Here is a 14965-nt window from a genome sequence, read left to right on the forward strand (position 1 = left end):
ACCTGCTGTTCAGCGAGTCAGACGGGGCGCGGTGGCATCTCCGGGACTTCTCAGAGCCGGCTGGGCCGGGTCCGGCGCCCCGGCTCAGCCCTGTGCCAGATCCGCCACGGGCTGCCACTTCTCCCACCCCGCGAGACGCTGCTCGTAGTCGGCCTTGGCGATGCCCAGCGGCGCCGAACCGAAGAAGCAGCGCAGCGGCGGCTCGTCGGCATCGACGATCTCCAGCACTGCCGCGGCGGACGCGGTCGGATCACCCGGCGTACCGACGCGCTTGCGGCGCTGCTCCTGCACCTCCTTGTGGAAGTCGGCGTACGCGGGCAACGGCTCGGATGTGCTGGACGACGAGCCCGCCCAGTCGGTGGCGAACCCACCGGGCTCGATGAGCGTGACCTTGACGCCGAACGGTGCCACTTCCTGGGCCAGCGCCTGGCTCATGCCTTCGAGCGCCCACTTCGACGCGTGGTAGATCCCGACCAGCGGGAAGGCGCTGATGCCTCCGATGGAAGAGACCTGGAGAATGTGGCCGCTGCCCTGCTCGCGCAGGATCGGCAGCGCCGCCTGCGTGATCCACAGGGCACCGAACAGGTTGGTCTCCAGTTGTGCGCGCGCCTCGGCCTCGGTGAGTTCCTCGATCATGCCGAAGTGCCCGTAACCGGCGTTGTTGACCACCACGTCGAGTCGCCCGAACCGCTCGTGTGCCTGCTGCACGGCGGCGAAGTCGGCGTCACGGTCCGTCACGTCGAGACGCAGGGGCAGCAGACGTTCCCCGTACTTCTCGCGAAGGTCCCCCAGCGTGGAGAGATCGCGCGCGGTCGCGGCCACGGAGTCGCCGCGTTCGAGGGCTGCGATGGCCCACTCACGGCCGAAGCCACGTGAGGCACCGGTGATGAACCAGGTCTTCTGCGTCATGGTGTGCTCCTCAGGGAAACTCGTCATCCGTACGATCAGCACGTCGCGGTGTTTCTCCCACCAGCCAACACCTTCGAGTGGACTCGAAGGCAACCTCAGTCCTCCGCCCCGCCTCCGTTTCCTCCCTGCCTCCGTTTCCTCGGAAGGGAGGCAGATACCGAGAGCGAGACCTCGCCGCCCTCCTGTTTTCCGGCCGCTGAGCAGACCGGATTGCGGAGCCTCCGGACCCAGTACCTCACCACCTCAGTGGATCAGGATGTTCGCGGTCACGATGAAGAGCCCGATCAGCATGTCCATCCCGCCGGTCCTGGACGCCTTGCCCCAGCTGCGGCCCGCCACGCGTGCGGCCCAGAACCCCCAGCCGAACAGCGCCACCGTGTTGATGAGCAGGGCGACCGCGATCGCTCCGTCCTCCCCCCACCAGCCTTCGTGCGCACCCAGCAGGGCCGCCACGGTGGGGAGCACCGCGGCGATGAGCGGCCACTCGGTGAGCACCGACCGTACGGTGCTGGTGGTCACCGGCACCCCGTCGGCCGTCCGGTGGGCGATGGCGTGGGCGTAACCGTGCGCCGCCGCCGAAGCGAGCGAGGTGAGCAGGATCCAGAGCGCGTCGTACGCGGGATTCGGGCTGCCGTGGTCGTTGTCCAGGGCGGCCGCCAGCGCGCTGGCGAGAATCGTTCCGTAGATGCCGCCGAACAGCAGCCGTTGCAGTGGCTCGGCGCGCCGAGCCGGGGGCACGGGGACAGTCGGGCTCGCGGGCAAGGCGCTTCCTCCCAGGACGAAAGAGTCATTCCGTACAGGGATACAACCGCACAAAGCCGTGATTCGCCCGCATCCGGGGCAGTGCGGCCCGCCCCTGCCGGGACACCGCCCGCACGGGGCTGGAGGCGGGGCAGGAGGGGGATACGGCCGGGTTACAGGGAGAACAGCCGCGCCGCGTTGTCGTGGCAGACGGCGCGCAACCAGGGAGCGCCGAGACCGGTGGCCTCCAGGGCGTCGAGCGCGTCCGCGTAGGTGTACGGGATGTTGGGGAAATCCGTCCCCAGCAGGATGCGCTCGCCCAGGTCGCCCAGCCGGGGCAGCGCGGTCCGGGGGAAGGGGGCGGCAGCCTCGCTGAACGGTGTGAACGCCATCGTGGTGTCCAGCATGACGCGCCCGAAGCGCTCGGCCAGCCCGAGGAACTCCTCGTACTCCGGCATCCCCAGGTGCGCGACGACCAGGCGGAGCCGCGGGTACCGGGTGAGCAGGGCCTCGATCGGCCCCGGCCCCGTGAACGCTCCGGGCGCCGGGCCCGACCCGCAGTGCGTCACCACCGGTGTGCCGGTCTCGGCGAGCAGCCCCCAGACGTCGTCCAGCAGCGGGTCGTTCGGGTCGAACGCCCCCACCTGCAGATGGCACTTGAACACCCGTGCACCCTGGCGCAGCGCGCGCCGCACGTCCTCGGGCGCGGTCGGCTCCGCGAAGAACGTCGCCGAGTGCAGGCAGTCGTCGGTCCGTGCGGCGAAGTCCGCGGCCCAGTCGTTGAGCCAGCGCGCCATGCCCGGCTTGTGCGGATAGAGCAAGGAGGTGAAGGCCCGGACGCCGAAGTCCCGCAGCACCTCGATGCGGCGCTGCTCCTCGTCCCGGTAGGCGATCGGCCAGGGGCGGCCGACGAGCGGACCGGCGGCGTCGAAGTACGCCCATACCTTGGCCAGCACCCGGTCGGGCATGAAGTGGGTGTGGACGTCGATGAGGCTGTCCAGTCCCAGCGCCTCACGGAACGCCGCGACCCGGGCCCGTTCCTCGTCCCGGCCGGAGCGGTCGTACACCGGGCGGGCGGACTCAGTGGGACTGGGCATGACAGCCACCCTATCGGCGCGGGCCGGCGGAGAGACGGGCGGACCGGCGGACCGGCGGACAGGGAGGCGGACCTGGGCAGGCGGAGCGGTGGACAGGCGGACGCGGATTCTGTGAGGTATCCAGAGATATGAGCCCGCTGCGGATACTGCGCCCGCTCCACGAGGACCTGCCGCGCCCCAGGGCGCTCATCGTGGTGCCGCTCGCCCTGATCGCCGCCGTGACGGTGCTCGACATCACCGCACCGCCCGACATTCACCTCGGCCCCTTCCTCGTGGCGGCCCCGGCGCTCACCGCGTCGTTCGCCGGCCCCCGTACGACGGCGATCGTCGGCGCGGTCGCCGTCCTGGCCCAGTCACTGGTGGGCTTCGTGCGCACCAGCATCAACGATCTCAATCACACCTACCAGATCGCCGCACTGTTCCTGATCTCCGTGATCGTGACCTTCTTCGCCCATGTGCGGGTGCGGCACGCACGGGAGATGAGTCACCTCCGCTGGGTGGCGCAGGCGGTGCAGCGTGTGGTGATGCCCGCGCTGCCCGAGCGGACCGGGACGCTGCGTATCGCATCGCGCTATCTGGCCGCGGAGGCGGAGGCGCAGCTCGGCGGCGATCTGTACGCGCTCGCCCGCACGTCCGGCGGCACCCGCGTGATCATCGGGGACGTACGCGGCAAGGGGCTCGAAGCGATGGGGGAGGCCGCCCAAGTCCTGGGCGCCTTCCGGTCGCTGACCCGCCAGGAGCCGAGCCTTCCGCATGCTGTGGCACAGCTGGAGGCCGGGGTCGCCGCGGGCCGCGACGGGCTGCCGGCGGACGGGGACACCGACCGCGGTACGGAGAGTTTCGTGACCGCAGCGGTGCTGGACATCCCGGACACCGGCCCGGAATTCAGCCTGGTCAGCTGTGGTCATCCGGCGCCGCTGCTGCTGCGCTCCGGCCAGGTGCGCACGCTCGGCGTCGACGAGCCCGCGCCGCCGCTGGGGCTGGGGTCACTGCTGGCAGGTGCCGCCGGTACAGGCGGTGCGGCTCCGACGCCCTTCACCGCCCAGACATTCCCTTTCGGCGTCGGTGACATCCTGCTCCTGTTCACGGACGGCGTCATCGAGTCCCGGGACTCCGCGGGCCGCTTCTACCCGCTGTCCGAACGGATCGCGACGTTCCGTGCCGCAGGGCCCGACGCACTGCTGGGGGACCTCTGCGCCGACCTGCTGCGGCACGCGGACGGCAGCCTGGGCGACGACGCGGCGATGGTCGCCATCGAGCGGCTGCCGGCGCCCTGAAAGCCCCACGGCGCCGCCGGACATTCATCCCGAAGAATTAATAATCATGATCAATCGGGCACGTCCGGCAAATAGTCAACGCCCACAAGACCCCATATGAGCACCTTGCTGAATTTCCGTCAGATGCCAGAAAGATAACGGTTCCCCAGGAACGGCACCCCATCTCGTGGTGCTAAGATCATCACGCTTGCCAGGCGGTACCAAACCCGCTATGGCGCTTAATCGCGCAGCGCGTCGGGCCAGAATTCCGCCACCCCGGGGGGAACTTTGCCATCAGCCGGGCCTTTCAAGGCAGTCGGGCAGGAGAACGCGCGCGACCGATCCCGTATGTCTGCGGCCACGAGTGCACTCGACCGCGCCCCCGAGACATTCAGAACCCGGCGGCCCCGCCACCCGAAGAGAGCCTTATGACTCAGTACCTCCAGGATCCAGCGCTCTGGGCTTTGATAGCTGGCACTCCTGTCGCCGCTACCGCGATCGCTCGCGGAAGAAAGTCGATTTCAAAGCTCCGCACGGAAAAGCAGGAACTCAAAAGCCACTACGCCACTCTGGAAGAACACTACGCGGAATCCGTGGAAGAGGCGAAGGAGCGGGCCGAAGAAGCCACCAAATCCGCTCTGAAATCCGCCATGCGGACCCTGCAGGGTCTTGCGAGTGAGCAGCAGCTCGCCATTTCCAAACTCCAGGGAAAATACGGCGAGCTGCAAATTCTCCAGGACCTCCTGGACATCGACCACATGAATTCCCAGTTCGCACGGCGCGCCCAGTCCATTGCCGTGCTCTGCGACGGCTGGCTCGGCCGTCAGCGTACGGACGCGTCGCTCTACGACGTGGTCCGCAGCGCGAAGGGCCGTATCCGCCACTTCACCCGTGTGGAGATCCGGACCCAGAGCCATTTCGCCATCGTGAGCCGCGCCGTCGAACCGGTCGCGCTGACACTCGCGGAACTGCTCGACAACGCCACCAGTTACTCGGCGCCGGAAACCATGATCGAGATCAACATCCGGCCGGTGCCCAAGGGCGTCTGCATCATCGTCGACGACGCCGGTGTCGGTATGAACGAGGAGGAGAAGAGCCGCGCGGCCAAGCTCCTCTCCAGCGAGCGCTCCCCCGGCGTCGCCGGCCTCGGCAACCCTCCGCAGTTCGGATTCACCGTGATCGGCGTGCTCGCCGCACGCTACGGATTCAGTGTCTCCGTGGACACCACATCGCCCTACGGCGGTGTGCGCGCGGTCGTGCTCCTGCCCGACGACCTCCTCACGTCCATGCCGGAGCCCGCCCCCCAGCCCCAGGCGAAGGAGATTCCCACCGTGGCCGCGTCATCCCCGATGCCGCCCGAAGAGGATTCGGCGGCAACACAGGCCCCTGCGACCACCTTCGGCGGTCTGCCCAAACGCAGCAGAAGGGGGCCGATCTCCATCGTGCCGGAAGCCGACGCGGGGGCCGCCCCTGCCAGGTCGACCGAGCAGATCGCCTCAGTGATGGGTGCGTTCCAGCGCGGGACCCAGTCAGGACGCCGTTCCACCAGTGCAAGCAGCGAAGGGCCTGAGACTCAGTGAACTACGACCTGTCATGGATGCTTGACAGCGCCCTCGAAGTCCCCGAAGCGCGGCACGCGATCCTCGTCTCGGCCGACGGCCTGCTCATGGCCCGCTCGAAGGATGTCGGCAAGGACCACGGCGACACCATCGCCGCCGCGATGAGCGGGATGCAGTCCCTGAGCCGCACGGTGGCCGACTTCTGCGGCGGACCGCCCAGCGACCGGCCCCAGTGGCGCCAGACACTGGTCGAGTTCGAGCACGGCTGGGTGTTCCTCATCTCCGCCGGAGAGGGCGCCTACCTCGCCGTCTCGGCCTCCCCCGAGGTCGACATGGCGGAGATCACCTTCCGTATGCAGCAGCTCGTGGGCCAGCTCGGCAAGGCGCTCACCAGTCCCCCGCGCGAGATTGCCGACGCCGGCGCATGACCACTACAGAGGACCCGGACCAGGAGCCGGAAGCCCCGCAATTAGTGCGTCCGTACGTCATCACCAACGGCCGCAGTCTGGTGGACGACCACGAGTTCTCGCTGATCACGCTGGTCACCGTGGCCGAGAACTGCCCCGCGATCGGCCATCTCGACCCGGAGAAGCGCCGGTTGGTCGAGCTCTGCTCGGGGGGCTACCTCGCGGTCGCCGAGATCGCAGGACACACCCAGCTGCCCGTCGGCATTGTCCGCGTCCTGCTCGCCGATCTCACCGATGCGGGATACCTCTATACGCGCAAACCCATTCCGCGGGCCGAGCGTGTCGAACGACGCATACTCGAGGAGGTGCTGAATGGCCTTCAGGCCCGTTTCGGATAGCGGCGTCTATCTGAGCGAATCAGTACAGACCGCGGCGAAGATCCTGGTGGTCGGGCATTTCGCAGTCGGGAAGACCACTTTCATCGGCACCATGTCGGAGATTCCTCCGCTGCGGACCGAGGAAGTCATGACACGGGCCGGCGAGGACATAGACGACCTCAAAGGGACGCGCGGCAAGACCACGACAACCGTAGCGATGGACTTCGGCCGTCTCACGCTCAGTGAGAATCTGGTGCTCTATCTCTTCGGAACACCCGGCCAGCAGCGCTTCGTCCAGGTGTGGGAAGACATGTCGCGCGGGGCGCTCGGAGCCCTCGTACTGGTCGATCCCGAGCGTCTCGAGGAGTCGTTCCCCGTGATGGACCTGGTCGAGCAGTACGGCATTCCGTACACCATCGCGGTCAACCGGTTCGACATCGGGACGCACCACGAGGACACGGAGATCAGGGAAGCCCTCGACCTGCTCCCCGAGACGCCTCTGGTGAGCTGCGACGCGCGCGATCAGCGCTCGTCGGCGAATGCTCTGATCGTCCTCGTGCGCTACCTCCAATCCCGCCTCAGCTAGGAGTTCCACCCCATGCAATCCCCCTCCGAGCCTTCCCCGCCACCCGGCTGCCCGGCGCACGGCGCCGGCCCGCGCACCCCCCTGTACACCCAGGAATTCGCCAAGGACCCGAAGGCCCACTACGCCTACCTGCGGACGTTCGGGCCCGTCGCACCCGTCGAGCTGGCCCCGGGCGTGGACGCCGCGCTCGTCACCGACTACGCCGCGGCGCTCCACGTACTGCAGAGCCCCGACACCTTCGTCCGTGACTCGCGCCGCTGGCGCGCGCTGAACGAAGGACAGGTGCCGCTGGACAGCCCCGTGCTGCCGATGATGGCGTACCGTCCGGGTCCGCTGTTCGAGGACGGGGCCCGGCATCTGAGGCTCCGTCAGGCAGTGACGGACAGTCTGGCGAAGCTCGACACGCACCAGTTGACCCGGTGGGTGGAGCGCACCGCCACCTATCTGATCAGCCAGTTCAGCAGTCGGGGCAAGGTCGACCTGATCGGCGACTACGCGCGCCTCGTACCGCTGCTGGTCTTCAACGACCTCTTCGGCTGCCCGGGCGATCTGGGCGACCGGGTCGCCTTCGGCATTTCCGGCATCTTCGACGGGACCGACGCACAGAGTGCGAACGATGTCCTGGTGGAGGCGCTGCTGGAGCTGGTCACGCTGAAGCGGGCCCAGCCCGGCGACGACATCCTCACCCATCTGCTGCAGCACCCTGCCGGGCTGAGCGACGAGGAGATGATCCCGCAGCTCATCCAGCTCATCGGCGGCGGGTTCGAGCCGATGTCGAATCTGATCGGAAACGCCCTGCAGATCCTGCTCTCCCAGGGGAGCCAGGCCGACGGTCCGCAGGGCGGCGTCATCCTCGTGGAAGACGCCATCAACGACGTTCTGTGGAACAGCTGCCCGATAGCCAACTACGCCACGCATTTCCCCCTGTACGACGTCGAACTGTCGGGCATCAGGCTCAACGCCGGCGACCCGGTGCTCATCTCCTTCGCCGCCGCCAACTCCGACCCGAACCTCTCCGCGGGCCGGGGCACGGTGAGCAGGCGCGCCCACCTGGCCTGGGGTGCGGGCCCGCACGCCTGCCCGGCGAAGGACCCGGCGATGATCATCGCCGTTCAGGCCATTGAGAAACTGCTCAACGAACTGCCGGACATCGAGATGTCGGTGGACCCCGACGCACTCGTGTACCGGCCAGGCCCCTTCCACCGCGCACTCGGCTCGCTGCCGGCCCGGTTCACCCCGGTCCGCAGCACACGGCCGCGAACCGGCCTGAACCCAGGCGCAGTCCAGACCCCGCAGGGCGGCCGGGCGGAGGCAGCGCCTGCCGCCGCGCAGAAGGGCAAGTTCTGGAGCGGCTTCCTGGCCTGGTGGAAGGGGTGATCAGGCCACTAACGCCCCACCGGCTCCCGAATGCCTGATGTGCGCAGGTGCCATGTGGACCAGGTGTCTTCCTCGTCTCCGATCCGTCCGCCACTGGCGATCGGCACGGCGGCGAGGAATTCATCCGGCAGGTCGAAGGCATCCACCAGCGTCAGCATGTGAGGCGCGAGCGCGGCGATCACGTCGGTCGTCGCACCGTGGAACGCGCGTACGTGGTCCGCGGTCAGCAGGCCCTCCGCGAGCAACTCCCCGGTGTGGGCGCTCAGCTGACGGAGCAGGAACAGCCGGCACAGATCCTCCAGCAGGGTCCGCGCCACCGGATCCGCCGTCCGGGCCGCGGCATCGATGAACGCGTCGGCGGCCAGGCGGCAGGCGTGCACCGAGACCATGTCGAGAGCGGGCGTGGACGCCGCGTTCCAGCGTCCGAGCGGATCGCCCGCCGGGCCGCGGCGCAGAGCGGTCCTCGCCCGGTCCTGCGCGGCGGACTCGGCCTCCACGAGGAGAGCGCGCAGAAAGGAGAGATCGGTCAGCGACCGCTCCTCAAGCGGCACAGCGGACCGATGGCCCCGCTCCACCTCATGGCCGAAGATCATTTCGGCCCCCGCCTTCACCCAGATGACGAGATTGTCGCCTTCCGCCGTGATGCCGCCCTCTATGTTCAACGGCAGATCCGAAATCCCGTTGACCGGGAAGAGCCCCTGCGCCCCGCACCGCTCCCGGGACTCGATCGCGATCTCCCTGGCCTGCCAGCTGATCCAGCCCTTCGCAACAGCGACCAGACGCTCGGTCTCCGCCCGGTTCTCCGCCGTGTGCCCGACCCATCGGGAGACGACCTCCCGGTGCAGGAACGTCATGGCGTACGCCGTCGCTGTCGCGTCCAGCAGCCTGCCGTGATGGCTGCGGTGCGCCACCAACGGCACCCGCTCCCCGAGCTTCGGCCCGCTGATGTGCCGGGTATGAGCGTGCCGTACCGCGATGGTCAGTGCGGCGCGCGACATCCCGAGGGTGCCCGCGCTCATGCACAGCTTGCCGATGGTGACGCGCCCGATCGAGTGCAGGAACCGCTTCCGCGCACTGCCCAGGCTGCTGTGCAGTGTTCCGTCCCGGTCGAGCCGGCCGTGCTCCGCCTCCAGCAACGCCTCGCGAGGTAAACGCACTTGGTCGAACGAGGTGAGGCAGTGGTCCACCGGGGTGCCGGTACGGTCCGGAAGCTCCCGGACATGGACCCCGGGCACCCGGCCGGCCTCGTCGCTCAGCGGCGTCAGGAAGAGGAAGCACCCCTGGTCCACTCCGTCGACCAGCAGCCGGGCCGCGACGACCGCGCTCTTCGGACCGCCGGCCAGGCTGGTGTTCGGCATGAACTTCTGGGCGCCGGGCGTGGGGGTGTGCAGGATGAACCCGCCGGTCTCCCGGTCGAGTTCGGCGGTCGTCCCCAGCGCCGGAGCGTCATTGCCGTGGTCCAGCTCCGTACAGAGGAAGGTCCCTATGCGGCGCATCGACGTGAACTCGGAGACGTCGCGCCCGGCGGTGCCGGCACTCTGGTCGAGCAGGCTTCCCAGGAACAGGTTGTAGTGGATGCTGGCCAGCGTGCAGAGGCCGCCGTCCACCACCCCGGTCCACTCGTGCAGCGCGCAGAGCCGCCGGATGTCGAAGGCCAGGGCCGCGGCATCACCGGCCGCTTCGTTGACCATACGCAGCCGGGAGTACGAGAGCTGGACACGCTCTGCGGGGGTGAGCCCGGGACGGTGCCGGAATGCCTCCGTGGCGATGAGATCCCGCCAGGGTCCATGCACCCGTGCCTGCTCCTCGCCGTCGAAGAGGAGACGGGCCAACCCACGGCTCCGGGCGGGCACCTCTACCGCTCCCCCCTCCTTCGGCAAATAGCTCCGTTCCGACGCGACTTCAAGGAGATCCTTGTCGTAGACAGGCTGCATGGTCACGAGGCACTCCGCAAGAACGCTTTACACCAGTGAATAGAAAGCTGAAACAAGTGAATACCGGCCGACGCGCCTTCTCCAGAGCTGGCGTGATCTTTTTTTGAGCGGAAGATCACTGCGGAAATGGCTTGATGAAGAGGGCGGTCTCTATTACCCTCGGCGCTCACCCGACTCCAGTGCGTAAGATGACAGATCGGGCAAAAATAGAAATTTAACTGGATATCGCCGGAGCGGCAGGCGATGTTTATCCATCGGGTCACGCGGGGTATTCTCTTCGGTGGCGGTGCGAAACGGCACCTCATTCACCACGTAAAGCAACGCGTCCGCCGGGGCGGCAGTTTCCATCGCCGTCCTTATTCAGAGTCTCAAAAGAAAGATTCCCTGTAAAGGAAATAGCCGGATAACTTACCTGCGGTACGGCGAATCGTTGCATGGAATGCCGCGGCCGGCCCCAGCCGGCCGGGCGTGGATTCAGCCGGTGGCGGCGATGAACTCCCGCAGTACCGCGACCAGTTGTTCCGGCCGGTCCTCGGCGATCAGTGTGCCGCTGTCCTCGATCTCCACGAGCCGCCCCTGCGGCAGTAGTTCGGCCAGACGCCGTCCGTGCGCCCTGGGCATCATCCGGTCCTCCGGCGCCCACACGACGAGCGCGGGCCTGTCGAACGTCCGCAGTCCTTCGGCGGCCTCCAGCAGCTCCGTCCTGCGTACGCCGAGCCCGTAGCGGCGGAAGTCCTCACGGATCGCCCTGTCGGTGAGCAGCGGGCGCAGCCAGCCGTCGACGATCCCGTCGGGGACCGGCCGCTTGGTGAGCGCACCGAAGCCGACCGGCAGCCGGCGCAGCGGTCTGATCGCGAGCGTACGGACCAGCAGGGGGATGCCGCCCGGCACCCGGCAGGCCAGCGTGATCAGCTTGCCCGGGATTCCCGGCGGGTAGTTGTCGAACGCCTCACAGGCCGTCAGGACCAGCCGGGCGAGCCGCTCCGGGTGCCGGACGGCGACGGACTGGGCGCGGCCGCAGTCGTTCTCGACCAGGGTGACGTCACTCAGCTCCAGCCGGTCGAGGAACTCGGCGATGAGCTCCACCACCGAATCCGGCGTCAGCGGTACGTCCCGGCGCATGGGGGTGCGGTGCGCGCCGTACGGCAGGGTGGGCGCGAGCACGCGGTGGCCGGGGCGCAGCCCCTCGATCACCTTGCGCCAGACGGTGGCGTCGTGCACGAGCCCATGGAGGAGGACGACGACGGGGCCTGAGCCGCCGGTGTCCACGTAGTCGACGGTGCCTGCGGTGAGTGTGATCTCGGGCATGTCAGGACAGTACGGCCACTCCATCGATTTCGACCATCGCCTGCTCGTCCCAGAGCCGCGTGGCGCCGATCACCGCCATCGCCGGGTAGTCGCGGCCTGCCAGCCTGCGCCAGATACGGCCCAGTTCGGCGGCGTGGGCACGGTAGTCGGCGACATCGGTGGCGTACACCGTGACCCGTGCGAGGTCGGCCGGGCCGCCGCCCGCGGCGCGCAGCGCGGTGAGCAGATTCGTGAGGGCCACCTCGAACTGGGCCGGGAGGGTGGCCCCGGCGACCCGGCCCGCACCGTCCAGGGCGGTCTGCCCGGCCAGGAAGACCAGCCGGTTCCCGGTGGCGGTGACGGCGTGCGAGAACCCGGCGGGCGGGGAGAGCTGCGGCGGGTTGACCCGGTCGAGGCTCATACGGACAGCTCCTTGGCGTCGGCTCGGTCAGGACTCATCCATCACTCATCCGTGCGGTTCATCGGCCGCGTACAGCTCCTTGGCGATGATGGTCCGCTGGACCTCGGTCGCGCCCTCGTAGATCCGCGGGGCGCGGACCTCGCGGTAGAGGTGTTCGAGGAGGTGGCCGCGCTGGAGGGCGCGGGCGCCGTGCAGCTGGACTGCGGCGTCCACGACGTACTGGGCGGTCTCGGTGGCGAAGAGTTTGGCCATGGCGGAGCGTTTCGCGATGCCGGGGTCGCCCGCGTCGCAGGCGGCAGCGGCCGCGTGGACCAGCAGACGTGCGGCCTCGGTACGGGTGGCCATCTCGGCGACCTGGTGGGCCACGGTCTGCAGGTCCTTCAGCGGCCCGCCGAACGCGGTGCGCCGTGCGGTGTGCCCGATGGTCGCGTCCAGGGCGGCCTGTGCCATCCCGACCGCGAAGGCGCCGACGCTGGGACGGAAGAGGTTCAGGGTGTTCATCGCGACCCGGAAGCCGCGGTCGGGCTCACCCAGGACGTCCTGCGGGCCGACCGGCACCGCGTCGAAGTGCAGTGTGCCGATGGGGTGCGGCGAGAGCATGTCGAGCCGGGCGCCGGTCAGGCCCTGCCGGCTGGCCGGCACCAGGAACGCGGTGATCCCACGGGCCCCCGCCCCCTCGGTCGTACGGGCGAAGACGGTGTAGAAGTCGGCGTCGGGGGCGTTGGAGATCCAGCACTTCTCGCCGGTGAGCCGCCATCCCCCGCCGTCCGGTGCGGCTCTGAGCTCCAGGGCGGCGGCGTCCGACCCCGCGCCGGGCTCGCTCAGCGCGAACGCGGCGACGGTCCGGCCCGCGATCACCCCGGGAAGGAGGCGTTCGCGCTGGCGCGCGGTGCCGGCCTGGACGAGGGGGAAGCTGCCGAGGCCCTGGAGGGCCAGCGCGGTCTCCGCCTCCGTGCAGCCGTACGCCAGGGACTCCCGCAGCAGACAGAGGTCAACCGCACCGGCCCTGAACAGCCGCTCCAGCAGGCCGGATGCGCCGAGTGCGGCGACCAGGGGCCGGTTGACCCGGCCGGGCTCACCGGCCGCGGCGAGCGGGCCGAACTCCTCGGCGGCCAGGGTGCGCAGCTCGGCGCACCACTTCCGCTGGTCCGGGTCCAGCGCGAATGCGGTCATCCCCGATCCCCTCTATCGTGAACCGTTGACTGTCGTCACGCAAACGATACGCTCCATGTGCGATGCCGCCTAAGGGGGCGATCCTGTGATGGAGCTGAAAACCTCAGCGCACGTCGACACTTTTCCCCGTGAGCAGTTGCCGCCCGCCGACCAGTGGCCCCGGCTCCTCCTCGACGACCTGCCGGGACCGGCGTATCCGGACCGGCTCAACTGCGGCGTGGAACTGCTGAACGGGACCATCGAGCGCTTCGGCGCCGACCGCCCCGCCTTCCGCACCGGCTCCGGTGAGCTGTGGACGTACGGCGAACTACGGGCCCAGGTCGGCCGTATCGCCCACGTCCTCACATCGGACCTCGGGGTCGTGCCGGGCAACCGGGTGCTGCTGCGCGGCCCCACCACACCCCATCTGGCCGCCTGCTGGCTCGCGGTGATGAAGGCCGGCGGTGTCGCGGTGACCGTACTGGCCACCCAGCGCCCGCACGAACTGGCCGAGGTGTGCTCGCTCGCCCGGATCAGCCACGCGCTGTGCGACATCCGCTCCGCCGAGGACCTGGTTAAGGCGGAGGTGCCGGGGCTGCGGATCACGACGTACGGCGGCGGGGGGCCGCAGGACCTGCAGCGGCTGGCCGCGGCCAGACCGGCGCTGTATCCGGCCGTCGCGACCTCGGCCGACGATGTGGCGCTGATCGCCTTCACATCGGGCACCACCGGGCGCCCCAAGGGCTGTATGCACTTCCACCGCGATGTGCTGGCCGTCGCGGACACCTTCGCGCGGCACGTGCTGAAGCCCAGGCCCGACGATGTCTTCGCCGGCAGTCCGCCGCTCGGGTTCACCTTCGGCCTGGGTGGTCTGGTGATCTTCCCGCTGCGCGCCGGAGCGTCGGCGCTGCTGCTCGAACGGTCCGGGCCGCGCCAGCTGCTGCCCGCGCTCGCCCGGCACCGGGTGTCGGTGCTGTTCACGGCGCCGACCGCGTACCGCACCATGCTGGACGAGCTGGACCGGTACGACATCTCGGCCCTGCGCCGCTGTGTATCGGCCGGTGAGAACCTGCCGGCGGCCACCTGGCATGCCTGGCACGAGCGGACCGGGCTGCGCCTCATCAACGGCATCGGTGCCACGGAGCTGCTGCACATCTTCGTGTCGGCGGCGGACGGGGCGGCGCGCCCCGGGACGACGGGGGTCGCGGTGCCCGGCTGGCAGGCCAGGGTGGTGGACCGCGCCGGCCACCCGGTGCCCGACGGCGAGCCCGGCCTGCTCGCGGTGCGCGGCCCGGTGGGCTGCCGCTATCTGGCCGACGAGCGCCAGTCGGAGTACGTACGGGACGGCTGGAACATCACCGGCGACACCTATCTGCGCGACGGGGACGGCTACTTCACCTATGTGGCACGCGCCGACGACATGATCATCTCCTCCGGCTACAACATCGCGGGCCCCGAGGTCGAGGACGCCCTGCTGCGCCATCCCGACGTCCTGGAGGCGGCGGTGGTCGGCCGCCCGGACGCAGAGCGGGGGCAGGTGGTGGTGGCCCATGTGGTGCTGCGCGAGGGAGCGGTACGGGAGGCGGAGCCGCTGCGGGAGTTCGTGAAGTCGGAGCTGTCGCCGCACAAGTGCCCCCGGGAGGTGGTGTTCGCGGAGTCCCTGCCCCGGACCGGCACGGGCAAGCTCCAGCGGTTCCGGCTGGAGTGAGGGGGATGACGCGAGTTTCGCGGCGATGGGGTGCTGCGCCGTCCCCCGTACTGCTCTTCACCGACATCGCGAACCCGACCAGCAACGGCGTGTACCGGCGCATCGGATACCGGCCCCTGGCCGAGCGGGTCGTCGTCACCCGGGCGGCCTGACC

At 69.3% G+C, this 14965-nt stretch carries 15 protein-coding genes; 8 read left to right on the plus strand and 7 right to left on the minus strand.

The features are described 5' to 3' along the window. Positions 1-84 precede the first annotated feature (84 nt). From G3I19_RS03775 to G3I19_RS03785, 3 genes are all read right to left on the minus strand, one after another. Positions 85-909: an SDR family oxidoreductase gene (locus G3I19_RS03775; protein ID WP_164259445.1), complete on the minus strand. Its 825-nt coding sequence runs from the start codon at positions 907-909 to the stop codon at positions 85-87. A gap of 243 nt (positions 910-1152) precedes the next feature. Further along, entirely contained in the window at positions 1153-1647 is a 495-nt protein-coding gene (locus tag G3I19_RS03780) for a hypothetical protein (protein WP_343234975.1), read from the minus strand. 176 nt (positions 1648-1823) lie between these two features. After that, positions 1824-2747, minus strand: coding sequence for an amidohydrolase family protein (locus G3I19_RS03785; RefSeq protein ID WP_164259449.1), 924 nt, complete (start codon positions 2745-2747; stop codon positions 1824-1826). A 128-nt stretch (positions 2748-2875) separates the two neighbouring features. Between G3I19_RS03785 and G3I19_RS03790 the strand changes: the two genes are divergently transcribed. The 6 genes from G3I19_RS03790 to G3I19_RS03815 all read left to right on the plus strand — a co-directional run bounded on the left by G3I19_RS03790 (position 2876) and on the right by G3I19_RS03815 (position 8309). Continuing rightward, entirely contained in the window at positions 2876-4024 is a 1149-nt protein-coding gene (locus G3I19_RS03790; RefSeq protein ID WP_164259451.1) for a PP2C family protein-serine/threonine phosphatase, read from the plus strand. Between the two features lie 407 nt (positions 4025-4431). After that, positions 4432-5583, plus strand: coding sequence for a sensor histidine kinase (locus tag G3I19_RS03795; RefSeq protein WP_164259452.1), 1152 nt, complete (start codon positions 4432-4434; stop codon positions 5581-5583). Further along, positions 5580-5990 carry a roadblock/LC7 domain-containing protein gene (locus G3I19_RS03800; RefSeq protein WP_164259454.1) on the plus strand — a complete coding sequence of 137 codons (411 nt, stop codon included), beginning with the start codon at positions 5580-5582 and terminating at the stop codon, positions 5988-5990. Before G3I19_RS03795 ends, G3I19_RS03800 begins: the two co-directional genes overlap by 4 nt. Then, positions 5987-6367 (plus strand): DUF742 domain-containing protein, encoded by a 381-nt coding sequence (locus G3I19_RS03805; RefSeq protein ID WP_164259456.1) that lies wholly within the window; start codon positions 5987-5989, stop codon positions 6365-6367. The genes G3I19_RS03800 and G3I19_RS03805 overlap by 4 nt, the downstream gene beginning before the upstream one ends. After that, positions 6342-6932, plus strand: coding sequence for an ATP/GTP-binding protein (locus G3I19_RS03810; protein WP_164259458.1), 591 nt, complete (start codon positions 6342-6344; stop codon positions 6930-6932). Before G3I19_RS03805 ends, G3I19_RS03810 begins: the two co-directional genes overlap by 26 nt. 12 nt (positions 6933-6944) lie before the next feature. Next, the gene (locus G3I19_RS03815) at positions 6945-8309 is read left to right on the plus strand and encodes a cytochrome P450 (RefSeq protein WP_164259460.1); all 1365 of its coding nucleotides are present in this window, start codon (positions 6945-6947) and stop codon (positions 8307-8309) included. An 8-nt stretch (positions 8310-8317) separates the two neighbouring features. Here G3I19_RS03815 and G3I19_RS03820 read toward each other — a convergent pair whose 3' ends face one another. The 4 genes from G3I19_RS03820 to G3I19_RS03835 all read right to left on the minus strand — a co-directional run bounded on the left by G3I19_RS03820 (position 8318) and on the right by G3I19_RS03835 (position 13124). Beyond that, complete coding sequence (locus tag G3I19_RS03820; protein WP_164259485.1) at positions 8318-10243, minus strand: acyl-CoA dehydrogenase; 1926 nt, start codon at positions 10241-10243, stop codon at positions 8318-8320. Positions 10244-10717: 474 nt separating this feature from the next. Then, a complete protein-coding gene (locus G3I19_RS03825) occupies positions 10718-11551 on the minus strand; it encodes an alpha/beta hydrolase (protein WP_164259462.1) in 834 nt (277 codons plus the stop codon). A gap of 1 nt (position 11552) precedes the next feature. After that, complete coding sequence (locus tag G3I19_RS03830; protein WP_164259464.1) at positions 11553-11951, minus strand: RidA family protein; 399 nt, start codon at positions 11949-11951, stop codon at positions 11553-11555. A 45-nt stretch (positions 11952-11996) separates the two neighbouring features. Beyond that, a complete protein-coding gene (locus tag G3I19_RS03835) occupies positions 11997-13124 on the minus strand; it encodes an acyl-CoA dehydrogenase family protein (RefSeq protein WP_164259466.1) in 1128 nt (375 codons plus the stop codon). Between the two features lie 88 nt (positions 13125-13212). Here G3I19_RS03835 and G3I19_RS03840 point away from each other — a divergent pair, with 88 nt between their 5' ends. Together G3I19_RS03840 and G3I19_RS03845 are read left to right on the plus strand one after the other, a co-directional pair. Next, positions 13213-14811: an AMP-binding protein gene (locus G3I19_RS03840; protein WP_164259468.1), complete on the plus strand. Its 1599-nt coding sequence runs from the start codon at positions 13213-13215 to the stop codon at positions 14809-14811. A 5-nt stretch (positions 14812-14816) separates the two neighbouring features. Then, positions 14817-14963: a hypothetical protein gene (locus G3I19_RS03845; RefSeq protein ID WP_164259469.1), complete on the plus strand. Its 147-nt coding sequence runs from the start codon at positions 14817-14819 to the stop codon at positions 14961-14963. The last annotated feature ends 2 nt before the right edge of the window (positions 14964-14965 follow it).

Origin of the sequence: Streptomyces sp. SID10853, assembly GCF_010548145.1 — a bacterium.
GTDB lineage: Bacteria > Actinomycetota > Actinomycetes > Streptomycetales > Streptomycetaceae > Streptomyces.

Coding starts and splice junctions, on each gene's coding strand:
- G3I19_RS03815 (WP_164259460.1), top strand. CDS start 6,945: ATGCAATCCCCCTCCGAGCCTTCCCCGCCACCCGGCTGCCCGGCGCAC.
- G3I19_RS03790 (WP_164259451.1), top strand. CDS start 2,876: ATGAGCCCGCTGCGGATACTGCGCCCGCTCCACGAGGACCTGCCGCGC.
- G3I19_RS03775 (WP_164259445.1), bottom strand. CDS start 909: ATGACGCAGAAGACCTGGTTCATCACCGGTGCCTCACGTGGCTTCGGC.
- G3I19_RS03820 (WP_164259485.1), bottom strand. CDS start 10,243: ATGCAGCCTGTCTACGACAAGGATCTCCTTGAAGTCGCGTCGGAACGG.
- G3I19_RS03810 (WP_164259458.1), top strand. CDS start 6,342: ATGGCCTTCAGGCCCGTTTCGGATAGCGGCGTCTATCTGAGCGAATCA.
- G3I19_RS03840 (WP_164259468.1), top strand. CDS start 13,213: ATGGAGCTGAAAACCTCAGCGCACGTCGACACTTTTCCCCGTGAGCAG.
- G3I19_RS03805 (WP_164259456.1), top strand. CDS start 5,987: ATGACCACTACAGAGGACCCGGACCAGGAGCCGGAAGCCCCGCAATTA.
- G3I19_RS03845 (WP_164259469.1), top strand. CDS start 14,817: ATGACGCGAGTTTCGCGGCGATGGGGTGCTGCGCCGTCCCCCGTACTG.
- G3I19_RS03830 (WP_164259464.1), bottom strand. CDS start 11,951: ATGAGCCTCGACCGGGTCAACCCGCCGCAGCTCTCCCCGCCCGCCGGG.
- G3I19_RS03835 (WP_164259466.1), bottom strand. CDS start 13,124: ATGACCGCATTCGCGCTGGACCCGGACCAGCGGAAGTGGTGCGCCGAG.
- G3I19_RS03795 (WP_164259452.1), top strand. CDS start 4,432: ATGACTCAGTACCTCCAGGATCCAGCGCTCTGGGCTTTGATAGCTGGC.
- G3I19_RS03825 (WP_164259462.1), bottom strand. CDS start 11,551: ATGCCCGAGATCACACTCACCGCAGGCACCGTCGACTACGTGGACACC.
- G3I19_RS03785 (WP_164259449.1), bottom strand. CDS start 2,747: ATGCCCAGTCCCACTGAGTCCGCCCGCCCGGTGTACGACCGCTCCGGC.